This window comes from Pantoea sp. Ap-967 (assembly GCF_011752565.1).
GTDB lineage: Bacteria > Pseudomonadota > Gammaproteobacteria > Pseudomonadales > Pseudomonadaceae > Aquipseudomonas.
The window spans coordinates 1-15,802 of record NZ_VWXK01000023.1; the positions used below are offsets into that span (position 1 = coordinate 1).

Genomic DNA, 15,802 nt, shown 5'->3' on the forward strand with positions numbered 1-15,802 from the left:
GTAGAGATAGACTTTTTCGACTTTGGCGTCGGGGCGCATCATCGTCGGCAGACTCCAGAAAGAAATCGGGAGCACAGCATCGGGGATCAGGTAAGCGCTTTAAATGTGGGGTTCATGGAGCGCTTACGGCTATATTGCTTGTCCATGTCTACAGAACAAGGGAGAGCACCTGCCAAGGTGCTGGGTCCTAGTGTGTGTTGCGGCTAATCAGGCCGGTCAGTTGAAGGATTGGATGAAATGGCATCGATGAAACGTCCTCGTCTACGGGGTGTTCAGCCTCGTTCGGGCAACAGCCTTGAGCTGACCTTTACCAATGGTCAGCGTTACACCCTGGAGATGAGCGACGCGCTCAAAAACCATCCGGGTTTGGCTCCACTGGCCAAGCGCAAGGCGTTCGAGGGCGTTGTTTTGGGTGACGGGGGATGGTCGGTTGTATGGCCGGACCTGGATATCCAGATCGGTGCCGACACGCTCTTGCTGGACGCGCTTGCCCAAGCTGCGCCTGACGAAAACACTCGAATATTCATTCAGTGGCGCTTGCGGCACCGTATGACGCTGGAGCAGGCGGCCGAAGCGCTGGGGGTGAGCGCGCGTAGCATTAGCCGGTATAGCAGTGGACAGGAGGTGGTTCCGCGTACGTTGGCGCTGGCGTGTTTGGGGTGGGAGAGCTTGGGGCAGAGGGCTGCGTGAGGGAAGGCCTTCGCAGGCGTGTGACCACCCACCAGACTTGCGAGCCTCCCGCGAAACGTGCCTCTCGTGGTTCGCCTCCAGAAACCGGCTTCAGCAAGTCATGCTCAATCTGCTACTGATCGCTGAGCGAAGCATGGATTTCCCAAAAATTTTTGTGCTCAAGCTCGTTCCGTCAGCGAAAGCAACAGGATGTTGCCAGGCATAAATCGAGAAACATTTCCGCCCCCATCAACTGCTACCGACTGCGCTAAATTCCCCACCCTCCAGCGCTCCTGCCGTGCCCAATCACCTAATTTCCTTGCGAGTAGCGTGTTGTGAAAATGGGAAAACTGCGGGCCTTGGGGCTGTACGGAGGTAGCCATCTCATATCCAGATATCTGTTTGACAGATATCTGGATATGAGATAAATTTCACGAGGTAGAAAGCTGGAAGAGTGCTTATGCGGGTAATTACAAAAAGAGCAGTCACAGATGCCATGACTTCCCACGCACAGTGGAAAGAAGCACTGAGCCTGTGGTTGGCGACGTTCGACCGGGCCAGCCTCCGCTTTGAATCCTACCAGCAGCTAAAGGCGGTCTGGGAAACAGCATCGGGTTGGAACGTTGACCGTGTACCCTCGTCAAAGCTGAGGTCAGCCAGCCAGAAGGGGCCGCTTGATATTTATGTGTTTGATATCAAAGGGACTGAATGTCGAATTATTACCTGGATCAATACCAGGGCCGGCACGATCTTCATCAAGTCAATCTTGTCACATGCGGAATATGACAGATGGTGCAGGAATGATGTTAGATAGTCGCCAGCTTATGAGGCCAAGATGCAAATGAATTTAGAGGTGAAGAAAATGAAGCGTGATAAAGTCGAAACATTAGGATTAGATTCATTCATTGCTAATATTTCACCATTACTTGACTGCTTGAGTGATCAAGTAGTCACGATGACTTCGCTGCTATCGGCCTGTAGCGATCCGATCAAGGATGATGATGAGTTGCAGGTGCGGATGGCCTTGATCGACGAGCTGTATTCCCATGCTGATAGCGAAGGGCATGTGGCTGCGAAATTTGCCGAGATGGTGGCGGATCGGGTTTATGAGTACGAGAGAGAAACAGTGCTTGTGCCCATGGCCAGCCAGTCGGAGGCATTGGGGTTTCTCATGGAATTACGCGAGGTCAAGCAACGGGATCTTTCCAATATTGCATCGCAGAGTGCTATATCTGAGATATTGAATGGAAAAAGGAAGATGACTGTTGTACAGATAAAGGGGTTTGCGGAGTTTTTTGAGGTGCCTGTTGAGTATTTTATGCATGGAATCGATTGAGGGAGTAGTGCGATTTTTGGATATACAGATTTACCGATGTTTTCAGAGCGAGGTGGGGGCTGGAAAGCAAAATGGCTCACCTTCGGTGAGCCATTTTAAGGCACCAGGAGTCGAAAGAAATCTTAATTGGCTGAAATTTTTGTAGTTTTATGCAAATTGAAATTCTTCTATCCCTAAAACTACCCTTTTGCACTGACTCGGTTACGAAAATTTATGTTTACATACCACATGGGTGGGCGCTGTCCTTCAGGTGTTTTTCCAATATTCGCGCGTCGGCGTTGATAGATTTCAACACCGACGCTTCACCCGAGTTCTGCGCTTAACTCGCTGCAGCCTGGTTTGCATTGACCATTTGAGAAATCTTCACTTGTTGGGCTTCAACCCACTCTTCGTATTTATCAATGGAGTAACGCGCTTTTTTCAGTAGGTTTTTTGATCTACTAACCGCTTGTTCAAACTCTTGAGGGTTATCGAGTAAGTGGCGATCCAAATCAATGCATCCTATAGAGCTGTTCACAATTTTGTCTGCAGAGGTTTTGAAAATTGCTTGCTGTCTAGTTGCTTGGTCCTCAGGTTTGAAACCAGACAGGCCCGACAAATCTGCGTGAGCTTGAGGCACCCGCGAACACCAAAAAGACATCGAGACCATATCTGTAACGGCATCTTCGGACTCAACATGGTACCCATACGGCGGATGCATGTCGGCTTTGCTGCTAGGGCTTCCACCAATGAGCAGGCGCAATTTCCAGATCCCGAATGCTGACGTGAAACAATTTCTGTGTTCCAAAGAGGTCAATCTGGCTTGACTATAAGAGGCATCCTTAAACTCTCTAAAGTTAATGCCGAATTTTTCTTCAAGATAACTGGATGCTATTTCATCACCAAAAGAATCTACAATAGATCCAATTAGAGTAGCAAATGCCGTGGCGTCTACTTTGCTCTTGTCATTACGGCTGGTGATCAAAAAGACCCAATCCTCAGACCTATAAAATGCTTGGTGCGCAACTAGTTTGTGAATGGCAGTATACAGGCTATTCCAAGTGCCTGGCTTATGGCGTGCGAATGAAGCGCATAGATCGATATTGATGATGTCGAACGTCTTATGCTTTGCCAATACTCGCTGATTAGCGATAGAGTCCGCATTGCAGAGGTCTTCAAACCGTTCGTTGATGACACTACTGTTCTTGTCAACAAAATCTAATGAGCGAACCTCATTTAGAGAGAGAGCTTGCTCAGCATGAACTTCTGAATCCCCTTTCTCGATGAAATTTAAGCCCAAAAAACTCAGTTTAACGTTGTTCTCATTTAAGACATCTTCCAGAGATCTTACGTCTAATAAATCCACTCCAGGCAAACTCAGGTAGCTGAGCGGGCGACCGCTATCTCGCAAGCCAAGCTGTTTTATCACCGCACGCGTTAATACACCCCACTGACGGTCACGAATCCACTGCTTTCTAGGCTTATGCCAGGGAGCAAAGTCTGTTTTCAATTGAGGAGATGTGTGTACAGTGACCTTGGGGGCAACGTCCGCCAAAAAATCACCACCGCCATCGAACGGATCTTCAGTGCTTTCGATGTCCTTATCGCTCATTTCTTAATCTCTAGAATCATAACTTCGAGAATGGCGGAGATCAAACTTTCGAATTTTTCTTCAGGTAGAAAATCGTCAATCCCGTAGATGCTAAGTAGCGATGCAAGCGACTTAGCTTTTTCTTCGTTCAATGAATGACGTAGTTTGTCCTTGACGGTATAGTTTTTGCGGGTTTGGAGAGGCTTTAACACCGAGTCATTAAGTTCGAGCTTTCCCTTGTCCCTCAAGTCATCAGGGAAAAGCGAATGTACCTTGGCCGGGGCAACATATGTTGCCTCTTTAAACTCTGTCACGCCTTGGTTTTTAGCCGAAGCTGCAACGATTTCACGAAGTTGTAGGAAGCTTTCAGCTTTTCGCTCTTGTAGAACTGTCTTGTTTACGTCGCTAGATAGATACTTATGCTTGTTCATCAACTGTCGCAAAGCACTGTGTAACCAGTTCTTAATGATCAGGAAATGTGGGTGGGCAATGTTGAACGACTCTCGGTCAATGTTCAGTGCAGCATCAAGGCCTTTTATCACGAAAATCTCTGCGGTGATTTGTCGTAGCCTTGTTTGTTCTGAAACTTGATATTTCAGGAAATTTTCTTCGAAAAGCGTTCCGCTAGCCCCGTTGATCCGAATTAGTACCCCGTTATGTTCGCGAGGTACAATCTTCTTAGACCAATACAAGTAAGCTTCAAACTCTAAATCCCCGCCTCTATATTGCTCAGGGATTTCACTTAAGTCTGGTTTTGCTCTGCCCACAAAAAACAACGGCTTATCAATCGGATGACCTTCAATTGGTGCGAAATCACCGTAGGAAAGCGGTCGAAGCAATTTAACGCCATCAATATAAACATCGAACGGGAGCGTGTGTGATGCAGTAGATCTTAACTTGTACTTATCTGTTATTGTCTGGCCTGGGAGCAGGGTCACATCGACAGCGCTGCCTTTGGACTTGTTATCGATCTGGAAGATTCTAGCCCCGTCGTTGCAATCTAACTCAAACGGATGTTTCTTCAAGTATGGGATAGGTAGTGCCAGGCTAAGTACCCAAAGCATACGTAGGTAGTAATCTAAATGTTGCTCTATGCTTGGGCCCTTGGAACTTCGATCGGGGTCAGAAATATTAAATACTTTCTCAGCGAAAGCTCGAAACTTCGCCTCTCCGCTTTCATTGCCATCCCAAGGGAGTTTGGCTTCCTTCAGCACCACACCGTGCTCTGGATCAATTTCACCGATATGATATATAGGCTCGATGATATCAATGTTGCCGTCGAATTCGTCTTCATCATCTAAGCTTGCGCTTTCCGATGCTTGCTCCAAGCTTTCTGCTGCGCGCTCTTCTTTTTCCCGAAGGGATGTCCAGGTTACCTTGGATAGCAACGCTTCTTTTACATGGCTACGAAGGTCTAGCAGTAAAATTTCTGTGCCTTGGGAATCTAAGTCGTCTGCGTCAACAAACTTAATAGAAACTTCGCCGGTTACAAATTTCTGATCTTCTTCCTTCTCAAGAATAGCTTCAGACTGCGGCATAAGAAGAATGTCGCAATATATCCGTTTGTTGCTGCCGGCGACTTTTGAAATGATAACGATATGATGTGTAATCTGGGATACAGAGAATAGTCCGATACCCAACTTACCAATTAGGGGTCTACCAGCCTTGCTTTTAGTTACATCGTCATCGCTGGAAATCTGATGCTTTTGCCCTTCCTTGGTACGCTTGAGACTGCCCCCAATATGGCAAATGACATGTGCTAAGGTCTCTTTGGTAAGCCCTTTGCCGTTATCCCTTACTGAGATTTTACTGAATCTAGGATAATCTGTTTCGACCCTAACGTCTGTTGCATCGGCGTCGTAGGCGTTGGCTATCAGCTCTCGTAGCGCGGATGCTGGGTCACGATAAATACCATCGGTGATACGCGCAAATACGCGCTCATCTGTCATCAAACGAGCTGTAACTGTATCGCCTGAAACAAGGGCATTGTCTAGCTTTAAATTAACATCACCTTCAGTGCTCTCATTTGCGTCTACTGTGACATCCATGTATCCACCTTTAAGTAAATAGGTACTTTTTAACGCTATTTGCTAAAGCCTCTGCTACCGGAGGGGCAACAGCGTTTGATATTTGCTTAACTTGGGCGCTCAAGCTTCCCCAGAGAGAATAACCAAAAGGAAATCCCTGTAATTGCATAGCTTCATAGATACTTAATCGTCTATGGCCATCAGGGTGAACATGAATCTCCCTATTTCCATACGCAACGGTTCGACTAGGTTTATCCCAAGCCAGTTTGATAAAAGACCTACCGCCCTGTGGCATTTCACCAGATGAAAATCGCTTGGATTTCGGCTGCATCGTCCAGTGATTAGGGTGATACGGGATCTCTGGCGCTGAAGTTCCACGCTGGAAAAAATATGGCTCAGGTAAACCTTTGATTGCATCAGAAACAGTTTTGACGGGGAGATTTGACGCCACGGGGAACTCAAAGCTCTTGTTATCTACACTTTTTGCAATGCCAACTATAAAGTAGCGTCTGCGATTTTGAGGTACGCCGAAATCGCAAGCATTTAATTCTTTTTCGTAGATGTTGAAATTTTTAGAGAGACGCTTTCTAAGTAAAGTAAGGAAGTCTACATTTTTCTTGGCTAAAATTTCTGGTACATTTTCAAATAGAAAAAATTTTATGCCTGACTTTTTGTGAAAATGATTAACTATTTCAGCATACTTCATTGCAAGCTGATTGCGTGGATCGGTAGGGCATCGCCCTACGTTTCCTCTTGAAAAGCCTTGGCAAGGAGGCCCCCCAATAATTCCTTGAATATTATTATCGCCCTGTTGAGAGGCTAGGGACTTCTGATATAGGTCTTCCGGGGAAATTGTAAGAAGGTCAAGCTTTATAGCAGTTTCGCCAGGATGATTTTGATTATAGGTTCTAATTGCTGATGCATCAAAGTCAACCGCTAAAGGCACTGAAAAACCTTGATTCAAAAAGCCGATATCAAGACCGCCGGCGCCGCAAAAAAGGCTTAAAACGCCAGGAGGACTTATAGGGCTAATCTCTTCGGGCTCAGAAGACATAAAAAAACCTTCTGATACTTTAATGTTCATCACTGACGCCTGTAAAAATGATGGCTCTATATACCATATGTAAGGGATAAGCTCAACCCTCTCCGTCTTGGAATCGATAACTTACAGGTCTTCGGTTGGTGCTGTTGATGCGACCCGATGAGTGGTATGAAAAGATTGCTAGCCCTAGGTGCTGTATTCACACCTATTACTTTCATCAGTGATGAGTTTAGGTATGGACTGGTCATAATTTAACATGCCGGTTTTCGCGCCAAAAAAAGCTCGATTTGAATATTTGGATTGTATCTGTATGGCTTTAGTATTGGCTGGTTGCGAGTTTTTACCTATGGCGTCAGAGATTATCATTCTGTTGAAGCACTCATATGATCTTGTCGACTTTCTAATGGCTAATATAAAATATCCAAGACTTCTCTAATCTGCGAGTTATCAGGTGCGTGGTCAATAGGTAGTAGTATCGAGTCGAATAAGTGTGGTGGCACAGATAAAATTTTAGAAACCAGGTCACGTGCTTTTTCTGCCAAGCCCATGGCGTTTCTCGCTGCCAGCGCTCCGCGATTTTATTCTGCATGACTTTCGCCTGCCGCAAATGCCGTTGCCGCGTAGTTTGCGATCCGGTCAGCACTCCAGCTAGGAAGAGTTCCATGTCGAAAGGGCTACTCATGGGCGTCCTCCTATATAGGCAGCGACCACATCAATCCGACCATGCCCTAATTCATAGCTGATTTGCATCCGTGCCTTACGATCAAGACAGCTGTCTAGTTGCTGACATTCACCACCGTTAGTTGGGGCGCAGTGCTGGGTGATCTGCTCATAGCGCTCACATGCGTACGCCGCTCGTAGCTCATGGAAGCCTTTGAGCTTGTGTGCATGCAGGACGTCCCGCGCTGGGCGGATGATTTCCTGCAGAACATTCAGATAGCTTTTGTCTGGCGCAATCAGGTTGCGGCTACTCGCAGGCGACACCTGCCGTGCAAACCCAAGTGCGTCTTGAACATGGTGGTCCACCGCAATCCATCGTGGCGCTGAGGCGCCAGCTCGGCCGCCTTTGGTGCCATCCTGGATGTTGATCCTGCCTAGGTCGTTAGCCTCACGACTCAGCCTTGGCAGGTCAGCCAAAATGGCCTCACGTAAGCGCATGCCGGTGGCTCGTGGCAACAATACAATCGCGGCGGCCCGTTGCTGATGATCGCGGCAAAGTGCATCGACGATCTGCTTAACCTGTTCGCGGTCTTGACCCTGCGGCACCGACAGTCGAACCCCGGTGCGCAGCATGCCTAACGCCTTGCTCGGGCTGGGCAATTTCACGTACTGATCACCGCGAAGCGCTGCCATGGTCCTATTAACGCTGGATAGCCGGTTTTGGGCAGTGCTGACGGCGAGGTCACCGCGCCCAACCACTTCGCGCAGATACGCCGCATAGTCCGCCAATACCTTCCGATCAATCTGCCGCGCATCATTGATACCCGGCCCCTGCTCTGAGCGGCACCACTTCACGAATGCCTGCCACCGATCACAGTGTGCCTTCACCGTGCCGTAGTGGCCGCCGCCAAACATGTCTTTCAGCGCCTGCGGTCCTGCGTAGCTCAATTGCCTGCCATAGCCGAAATTACGACCATCGCGTCTACCCACCAATGCCATATCGGTCACCTCATCTGCCGTTCTCCGATCCTCGCCCCACGTCATCCCGCCAAGAATGCTGAGTGTTATCAGGGATCGAGGCCCCTGCGACCTGTGGGGATTGTCCACTACGCGGGACTGGCGGCTCCTTATGACCAGGAGCAAGTGCATCTCATGATCTGGCCTCCTTGGCACCGTGACCGGTGGGCGGGTGGAGGCAGCACTGGCTGACGAAACCAGCACCTGAAGATCCTGAGCCGGGTGAACGCAGCAATGCGATGACTGGGGCATGCCTGACTGTCAGTCAGGTGCAGTCCATTCCGTGGTCTGCGGCACCATCATCTGCAGCGCTGTTGCTGGTGGCATCGGCGTTTGTCACGCCAATTGTCACGAGGGGAATTGCCGCAAAGCCATGTGCGACGTGAGCTGCAGCAGTGGTAGAAGCGCCCGTCTCTTTCCAGGAGAAAGAGACGGGCGCAGGTTGGCGCATACGAAATGGCCAAGCGGATAGGTTGCTGCTGGACAGAAGGGTAGGGTGGCTGCCGCAGGGGCAATGATGTTTAGTTGGCATCCATCACATGGGTAGTGACCGTACGAGCTACCGGACGCGAATCGTACTTGGGGGTTGAACCACCGCGGTGGCGGCGTGACCTTTCAGGTTTCAGGCCACATTCGGCTGCCTCGGCAGCGCTTGCATGTACCGGTCTACGCTTGTGGACAAAGTTCGTCAAGTAGAGCGATTTCAGGTGGTTAGCGCCTGTGGATAAAACTATCCCCCGGTGGACATCAGTGGTTTTCCAAAGACGATAGCTGTGCCAGTCACTTTTTAATAAGGTTAGGTCCATTGAAACGGGGCGGCATCGCCGCCTCGTTTCAATGGACCCGCGCGGAGGAGCTTGATGCGGAGCTGTGGGTAACTTCACAGCGAGCTTGGGGAGGTGGTGCGGCGGGCTACTCAGTCCTCTTGGCACTGCGAAGGCGCGTGACGTTCTCGCCCGTCTGCTTGGCAAACTCATGCGGCGTCACATGGTCTTCGCGGTTCGCCTCCAGAAACCGGCTCCACCAGGTCATGATCATCCGGCGCTCTTCGAGGAACTCGGCCTTGTGGGTATAAGCGGCCCGTACGTTGTTGCGTTCCTTGTGACTCATCTGCCGCTCGATAGCCGTCTCCGACCACAACCCGGACTCAACCAGCGCACTACACGCCATGGCTCGGAACCCGTGGCCGCAGATATCTACCTTGGTGTCATAGCCCATCGTCCTGAGCGCGGCATTCACCGTGTTCTCGGACATTGGTTTCCACGGTTTGGCATCCCCCGCGAACACCAGGTCGAACTTGCCGGTTATCGCGTGAATCTGCTCAAGCAAGGCCACTGCCTGCGGTGATAAGGGTACAACGTGAATGTCCCCGGCCATCTTCGTACCCCTTGTGGAAAACGGCACGCCGTCCAGCGCCGGGCGGGTGTCGGGGATTTCCCAGATTCCGCGCTTGAGGTCGAATTCGTTCCAGCGGGCGAAGCGCAGTTCGCTGGAGCGTACGAATACATGCAATGACAGCATCACCGTGAGGCGCGTGAGCGGGCGGCCTCTGTAGTCCTCGATGCATGCCAGTAGCTCTGGCAGTCGCGATAAGGGTAGTGCGGGTCTGTGAGTTACCCGTGGTGTCTTGATCGAGCCATCGAGGTCGTGAGCTGGGTTCGCTGTGATCAGCCGCAGCCGTTTGGCTTCGCGCATGATGCTTTGCAGGTAGTTCTTGATCCTGAGCGCCACGTCGATGGTGCCGCGCTTCGTCACGGCTTCCAGTGGCTGCATGAGGTCGTGGGTGTCCAACTCAACGATTGCTCTGGCACCGATCAAAGGGAATACGTGAGTTTTCAATCGGCTGAGCACTGTCTTGGCGTGGCCGGGTGCCCACTTCGGCACCATGCTCGCATGCCAGTCGAGCGCAACGCTTTCGAAGGTGCGGCCGTTGATCACGGCTTGGGTCTTGGTTTGTTGCTTGTACTGGATGGGATCTATGCCGTTGGCGAGCTGCTGCTTGATCTCGAAGCGCTTGCGGCGCGCATCGCCCAGCCCGACCACTGGATAGCTGCCGAGGGCGGTCAGGCCTTCGCGGCCATCGGGTTTCACGTACCTGAGCCGCCAGCCTTTGCGGCCGTTGGGTTGCACAAGTAGGTAAAGACCATCGCCGTCGAATAGCTTGTACTCGCGCTCTCTGGGCTTTGCCGTGCGACAGGCGGTGTCTGTAAGCGGGGCAGTGGTGCGGGCCATAAGGGTAGTCTCCGATATCGAAACGGACCTCTATCCTTAAAACTACCCTTATTAGCGCTGGCTACCCCCGGAATCCGACGGAACGCCAAAACGAAAAAACCCGCCAGAAGGCGGGTTTTTCGGGGGTTCCAGAGATTTTGAAAGCCTTCTATGGAACCTTGAATGGTGCCGGCACCAGGAATCGAACCCGGGACCTACTGATTACAAGTCAGTTGCTCTACCATCTGAGCTATACCGGCAATGGGGCGTCATTATAACGATCGGTTGGCGCCTGTAAACCACTTCCTTGCGAAAGCATGCAAATAGCCTAAGTCACCGACCGGAAAGGATATTTTCTTACCAGCCGCGGTGCAGGGTATTGGCGCTCGGCTCGGTCTTGCCGGGGTTGAAAAACAGCTTGTCGTTGTCGCAGCCACGCTTGCGGCAGGGGCTTTGTACGCGCAAAGGCAGGCCGTTGTCGCCGCCCAGTTGCATGCCGGGCGTGTTCCAGCCCAGCTCGTTGTGTTCTGCAGGTGGGCGGCTGCCCGAGCAACCGGCAAGCGTCAGCGTCAGCGTCAAGGCCAGGAGGGCGAAGGTTGGAATTTGGGGCACGTTCGTGGAGTCCGTTCTTGGTTTCATGGGCTGCATCATCGGTGTCAGGTATCGCTGTGTTCCAACAAATCACCCGGCTGGCAGCCAAGCGCCCGGCAGAGTTTGTCGAGGGTTTCCATCTTGATGCCCTTGACCTTGCCGTTCTTCAGCAGCGACAGATTCGCCTCGGTGATGCCAATGATGTCCGCCAGGTCTTTGGAACGCATCTTGTTCCTGGCCATGACCACATCCAGGCGAATGATTATCGGCATATGCAGTGATTCATCCGGGGTTCGTCCATCGCTCGTCAGCCTGCAAGCGGGCATGGGCAACGGGCACTCAGGAATGGGTGTTGTCAGATTTTTCGTAGGTAGATGCGGATGATACACCGATCTGCCGGCCTTGGATGTGTCGGCTGTCATGCCTTGCACCTTACCAGTCACGGTGCATGGCCCGGCCATTGGGCTCGGGGCGGCTGGGGTCGAAGATCAGCCGGTGGTTGTCGCAGCCCCTGCGTTTGCAGGGAACTTGATGCACCGCCGGCTGCTGCCGCACCACTTCCACCGAAGGCTCCTCCCAGGTGGGGTAGGACGGTAGGGTCGAGCAGGCGCTTAGCGTCAGCAGAAATGCGCAGCCGGCAAACTCGTGCTTCTTCATGTTGGCACTCCCTGGATCAGTAGGCGTTTTGCACGCGCTCTACCTGGCCGCCGCAACCCACGTAGCAGCTGTTGAAGTCCTGTTTGCAGCTGGACCCTTCGCTCATGAAGGCGTCGCTGCCCCAAAAGGCCGACGGAGCCGGGCAGAAACGGTTGGCGTCTGCCTTGCTTCTGCCTGCACGGCAATATTGGAAGGCGCGCTGATCCGCTTCGTACCGGGCCTGGTCGTTGCGCGCCTGTTGCCGTGACAGTTGGCGGCAATGGTTGAGTTCGGTGGAGCAGGCGCGCACGCAGGCCAACCCGCTTTCGCTCGCCGGTGCCACGTAGCGGTAGGAGTAGCCAGGGCCACAACCGGCGAGCAACAGCGACAGGCACGTCAGGGCACTGAGCCGGAACAGGGCTTTACACATAGCACCTGTTCTCATCATGGAGCGATTTGGCATGGCGCATCATGGCTGCGAAGGCCAGCAACAGCAGCCCCATGGCAATTTGCGACAAGGCTGCCGACGAGAAGTCCAGGCCCAGGCTGACCCCGACCAAGCCGGGCGGAAGTTCCGAACTCAGGGCCAGGCTTTGCACCATGCCTGCCAGTGACTTGATCAGCGGCATGCACAGGCACAGCAGGCCAATGCGGCCCAGCCAGCGGATGTTGGTATCGGTCCAGGCCTTGGTCGGGTGCAGGTTTCTGAACCACAGGCCAGAGAAGAACAGGGGGGCGGCATAGGCCAGGGCGACCAGGCAATCGAGCGCGATGAGGGTGCCGGCGAGCAGGCTCGATGGAGTGAATGTAGCGGCGTCAGGTACACCCAGGTTGACGGCGTTGTCGGTGAGGATGGCGTCGAGCATGGCATCGTATTCGAGTGCCCAGAGCAGCCCAGGGGAGGCCAGTTCGATTGCGGCAGCCACCCAGGCAAGGGCCACCGCGCAAAACACGATCAAGGGACGGGGGAGGCTGGAGGGGCGGGGATCGTAGGTCATGGGAGCGTCCAGGCAAGAGGTGAGCGCTCATTAAACATTATTATCGTGATTCGATAATAAATTGCTGTGTTTCTGATTTTTTCATGGCTTGCACCACACACTGAACCGCTGCCCGGCCAAGGGCGGCTGGCGCAGGCCCTGCCTAATCGAATTTTGGCTTATGCACAAGAGGCATCTTGCCCTTGCGCGAAAGGCATGCCGTTCCGGCGTACCGCTGGTCTTTGCGCAAAGGCCTGTTTTTATTGGGCTTGAGAGGCACGCAGGAATAAGCCGAACGCTTTAAATAGCGCTTGGATCCATCCAGTCATCAAAAGCTTGTTCACAGACTTATCCACAGGTTGTGCTGTGGCTAACGGTCGCGCTCGGCCAGCAGAAGCAGGTTGCGTGGGGTGAGGGGGTAGTCGCAGAACGTGCCGAGCCGCACTTGGTAGCCTTGTTCCACCAGGTACAACGCGCGGTCCAGTACCAGCCACAGTTCCAATGGGCGGCGGAACAGGTTGCCCAGGCGTTCGAGGTTGCGCACCTCGGCCAGGCGTTGCCAGCCAGCGGCTTCCAGTGCGGCCCAATCAGGGTTGCCGTGCAGTTCGAGGTGGCGCAGTTGGGCCAGCTCGCGGCAATACTGCTCGTAGGGCTTGCTTAGCCAGGCGACAGGCAGTGACGGGGTGGGCAGGTACTCATCGCACTGGCGCTGCTCGCGCTGCAGCAGGTCAAACCCCAGGCGCCGGGCCATGGAGCAGTCGCGCTGCTGGCGCACGCGGGCACCTGCGGTGACGGCTTCGTTCAGCGGCAGGCCGAGGTCGGTGAGGGTCAGCTGCAGCGGCGAGCGCTGCGCGGCTGTGGATAACGGTTGGTAGTGCTCGCCGGCGATACGGTTGTAGCAGCAGGGGGCAACGGCCAGCTGGCGGCAGCCTTGCTGGCTGGCCTGGCGCAGCAGGTGCACATGCAGTTCGCCACAGGCGTGCAGGGCGACCACGCTCTTGTCCTGGCCCAGGTACTGGGAGCTGCCGGCGGCCATGACGTCTTGTTGGACGTGGGTCGCGGGCAGGTGGTGGTGGTCGCTCAGGGCCTGGCCGGCGGCAACCAGCTCGGGGTTGTATTCAAGGCAGGTGAGTTGTTGGCCGGGTTGCAGCAGGCGGCGGCCGAGGTGGCCTTTGCCGGCGCACCAGTCCAGCCAGTGGCCGCTGTGCTGGGCAAAGCCCAGGCGGCGGCCGAAGGCTTCGATCTGTTGCCATTTGCGGCCGGGCACGTTGGCGTCCAGGCGGTGGCCGGCGGGGGGCAGGCCGGTGTCGGGAAGCTCGCCGATGGCCGACAGTTGCTCGGCTTGCGCGGCCAGTTGTGGGAATGGAGCGGGCAGGCCTTGTGGGGCTATGTTGGCTTCGGCGTCGGCCAGGGGGCTCTGGCGCAGGTGTGTGGCCAGTTCCGGGTACTGGCTTTCCCAGCCCAGGCGCAGGGTGGTAAAGGGCCTGGGTTTCCACAGCGCTTGGTGCTCGGCCAGGAACTGGTCGAGGGCCTGGAAGCGGCTGGCGAGCTGGTGGCTGTGGAGGTAGGCGGGCATGGTGGGGCCTGGTGTTTATTTTTGGCTGATGGGGTGGGCGCCGCGTTCGCGGCGCATCGCGAGCTACGCTCGCTCCTACCGGGCCCAGGTGTCAGCTAGCGCCCCTGCGAGGCATCAACCCGCAACCAGCGCTCCAGCAACTTGAAGCCCTGCACCAGCGCGAATGAGATCACCAGGTAGAACACCCCGGCGGCGAAGAAGATTTCCACCGGCAGGTAGGTGCGGGCAATGATGGTGCGGGCCATGCCGGTCAGTTCCAGCAGGGTCACGGTACTGGCCAGGGCACTGGCCTTGAGCATCAGGATCACTTCGTTGCTGTACGCCGGCAAGCCAATGCGCGCAGCGCGTGGCAGCATGATGTAGAACAGCGCCTTGCCCCGCGACATGCCCAGCGCCCGTGCCGCCTCGATTTCACCCTTAGGAATCGACTGCAGCGCACCGCGCAGAATCTCGGCAATGTAGGCGGCGGTGTGCAGGGTCATGGTCAGCACCGTGCACCAGAACGGATCGCGCAGGTACGGCCACAGCGAGCTGGAACGCACCGCATCGAACTGCGCCAGGCCGTAGTACACCAGGAACAGCTGCACCAGCAGCGGCGTGCCACGGAAGAAGAAGATGTAGCTGAACGGCACCGCCCGCACGTACCAGTGGCGCGAAGAGCGGGCGATGCCCAGCGGGATGGCCAGGATCAACCCGGCGACCACGGCAATGGCCACCAGCTCCAGGGTCAGGGTCGCACCCTGGGCCAGGCGCGGCAGCCATTTGATGATGACTTCCCAATTCATTTATTCGGCCCTCGCAAAGCCGCGAGCGGCGCGTTTTTCCATGAAGTGCATGCCGGTCATGGCTATGATGGTCAGGCTCAGGTAGATGCAGGCAGCGACCATGTAGAAGGTGAATGGCTCCTTGGTGACCGTCACGCCGATCTGCGCATGGCGCATGATTTCCTCAAGGCCGATCACCGACACCAGCGCGGTGTCTTTCATCAGGATCATGAACAGGTTGCCAAGGCCCGGCAGGGCGATGCGCCACATCTGCGGCAGGATGATCCGCGACAGGATGCGGCCCTGGGACAGGCCAAGTGCCAGGCCAGCCTCGCGGTGGCCCTTGGGGATCGCCAGGATCGCACCACGGAACACTTCGGTGGCATAGGCGCCAAAGCACAGGCCCAAGGCGATCACGCCGGCGGCGAAGGCGCTAAGCTCCAGGCCCGGCATGTTCAGGGCATCACCGAGGCTGTTCATCAAGCCAACGGTGCCGAAGTAGATGAGCAACACCCAGAGCAATTCGGGCACGCCGCGCACCAGGGTGGAGTAGAAGCCGCCAAGCCATTGCAGTGGCTTGATCGTGGAAGTCTTGGCCAGGGCGCCGAGCAGGCCCAGGACCAGCCCCAGCAGCAGGGCGCAAAGCGCCAGTTTTACGGTCATCAAGGTGCCGGCCATCATGGCCGGACCGAATCCGTGCAGGTCGATATTCATGGGCAGGTCATT

At 54.3% G+C, this 15,802-nt stretch carries 16 protein-coding genes and 1 tRNA gene; 3 read left to right on the forward strand and 14 right to left on the reverse strand.

Annotated features, from left to right (window positions below; translation table 11 throughout):
- The first annotated feature begins 237 nt into the window (after window positions 1-237).
- From F3J45_RS21180 to F3J45_RS21190, 3 genes are all read left to right on the forward strand, one after another.
- Window positions 238-690: a DUF2442 domain-containing protein gene (locus F3J45_RS21180; protein WP_167067399.1), complete on the forward strand. Its 453-nt coding sequence runs from the start codon at window positions 238-240 to the stop codon at window positions 688-690.
- A 475-nt stretch (window positions 691-1,165) separates the two neighbouring features.
- Window positions 1,166-1,483: a type II toxin-antitoxin system HigB family toxin gene (locus tag F3J45_RS21185; RefSeq protein ID WP_205299756.1), complete on the forward strand. Its 318-nt coding sequence runs from the start codon at window positions 1,166-1,168 to the stop codon at window positions 1,481-1,483.
- Window positions 1,484-1,531: 48 nt separating this feature from the next.
- Window positions 1,532-2,005 carry a type II toxin-antitoxin system HigA family antitoxin gene (locus tag F3J45_RS21190; protein WP_167067405.1) on the forward strand — a complete coding sequence of 158 codons (474 nt, stop codon included), beginning with the start codon at window positions 1,532-1,534 and terminating at the stop codon, window positions 2,003-2,005.
- A gap of 319 nt (window positions 2,006-2,324) precedes the next feature.
- Here F3J45_RS21190 and F3J45_RS21195 read toward each other — a convergent pair whose 3' ends face one another.
- The 14 genes from F3J45_RS21195 to F3J45_RS21265 form a co-directional block, all read right to left on the reverse strand.
- Window positions 2,325-3,596, reverse strand: a complete 1,272-nt coding sequence (locus tag F3J45_RS21195) for a hypothetical protein (RefSeq protein WP_167067408.1) — start codon at window positions 3,594-3,596, stop codon at window positions 2,325-2,327.
- On the reverse strand, window positions 3,593-5,623 hold the full coding sequence (locus F3J45_RS21200) for an ATP-binding protein (protein WP_167067411.1): 2,031 nt from the start codon (window positions 5,621-5,623) through the stop codon (window positions 3,593-3,595). Before F3J45_RS21200 ends, F3J45_RS21195 begins: the two co-directional genes overlap by 4 nt.
- Before the next feature lie 10 nt (window positions 5,624-5,633).
- Window positions 5,634-6,686, reverse strand: a complete 1,053-nt coding sequence (locus F3J45_RS21205) for a DNA cytosine methyltransferase (protein ID WP_167067414.1) — start codon at window positions 6,684-6,686, stop codon at window positions 5,634-5,636.
- A 636-nt stretch (window positions 6,687-7,322) separates the two neighbouring features.
- Complete coding sequence (locus F3J45_RS21210) at window positions 7,323-8,303, reverse strand: integrase domain-containing protein (RefSeq protein WP_167067417.1); 981 nt, start codon at window positions 8,301-8,303, stop codon at window positions 7,323-7,325.
- Between the two features lie 930 nt (window positions 8,304-9,233).
- A complete protein-coding gene (locus tag F3J45_RS21220; protein WP_167067420.1) occupies window positions 9,234-10,553 on the reverse strand; it encodes an integrase arm-type DNA-binding domain-containing protein in 1,320 nt (439 codons plus the stop codon).
- 163 nt (window positions 10,554-10,716) lie between these two features.
- Window positions 10,717-10,792 (reverse strand) — tRNA-Thr (locus F3J45_RS21225).
- A gap of 97 nt (window positions 10,793-10,889) precedes the next feature.
- Window positions 10,890-11,144, reverse strand: coding sequence for a hypothetical protein (locus F3J45_RS21230; RefSeq protein WP_205300627.1), 255 nt, complete (start codon window positions 11,142-11,144; stop codon window positions 10,890-10,892).
- Window positions 11,145-11,188: 44 nt separating this feature from the next.
- The gene (locus tag F3J45_RS21235; protein WP_167067629.1) at window positions 11,189-11,395 is read right to left on the reverse strand and encodes a helix-turn-helix transcriptional regulator; all 207 of its coding nucleotides are present in this window, start codon (window positions 11,393-11,395) and stop codon (window positions 11,189-11,191) included.
- Window positions 11,396-11,555: 160 nt separating this feature from the next.
- Window positions 11,556-11,780: a hypothetical protein gene (locus tag F3J45_RS21240; RefSeq protein ID WP_167067426.1), complete on the reverse strand. Its 225-nt coding sequence runs from the start codon at window positions 11,778-11,780 to the stop codon at window positions 11,556-11,558.
- Window positions 11,781-11,796: 16 nt separating this feature from the next.
- Window positions 11,797-12,189, reverse strand: coding sequence for a hypothetical protein (locus tag F3J45_RS21245; RefSeq protein ID WP_167067429.1), 393 nt, complete (start codon window positions 12,187-12,189; stop codon window positions 11,797-11,799).
- Window positions 12,182-12,757: a DUF2975 domain-containing protein gene (locus tag F3J45_RS21250; protein WP_167067432.1), complete on the reverse strand. Its 576-nt coding sequence runs from the start codon at window positions 12,755-12,757 to the stop codon at window positions 12,182-12,184. Before F3J45_RS21250 ends, F3J45_RS21245 begins: the two co-directional genes overlap by 8 nt.
- Window positions 12,758-13,106: 349 nt before the next feature.
- A complete protein-coding gene (locus F3J45_RS21255) occupies window positions 13,107-14,312 on the reverse strand; it encodes a methyltransferase (RefSeq protein ID WP_167067435.1) in 1,206 nt (401 codons plus the stop codon).
- A gap of 95 nt (window positions 14,313-14,407) precedes the next feature.
- Window positions 14,408-15,097, reverse strand: a complete 690-nt coding sequence (locus F3J45_RS21260) for an ABC transporter permease (RefSeq protein WP_167067438.1) — start codon at window positions 15,095-15,097, stop codon at window positions 14,408-14,410.
- Entirely contained in the window at window positions 15,098-15,790 is a 693-nt protein-coding gene (locus tag F3J45_RS21265) for an ABC transporter permease (RefSeq protein WP_167067441.1), read from the reverse strand. It lies immediately after the preceding gene.
- Window positions 15,791-15,802: the final 12 nt, after the last annotated feature.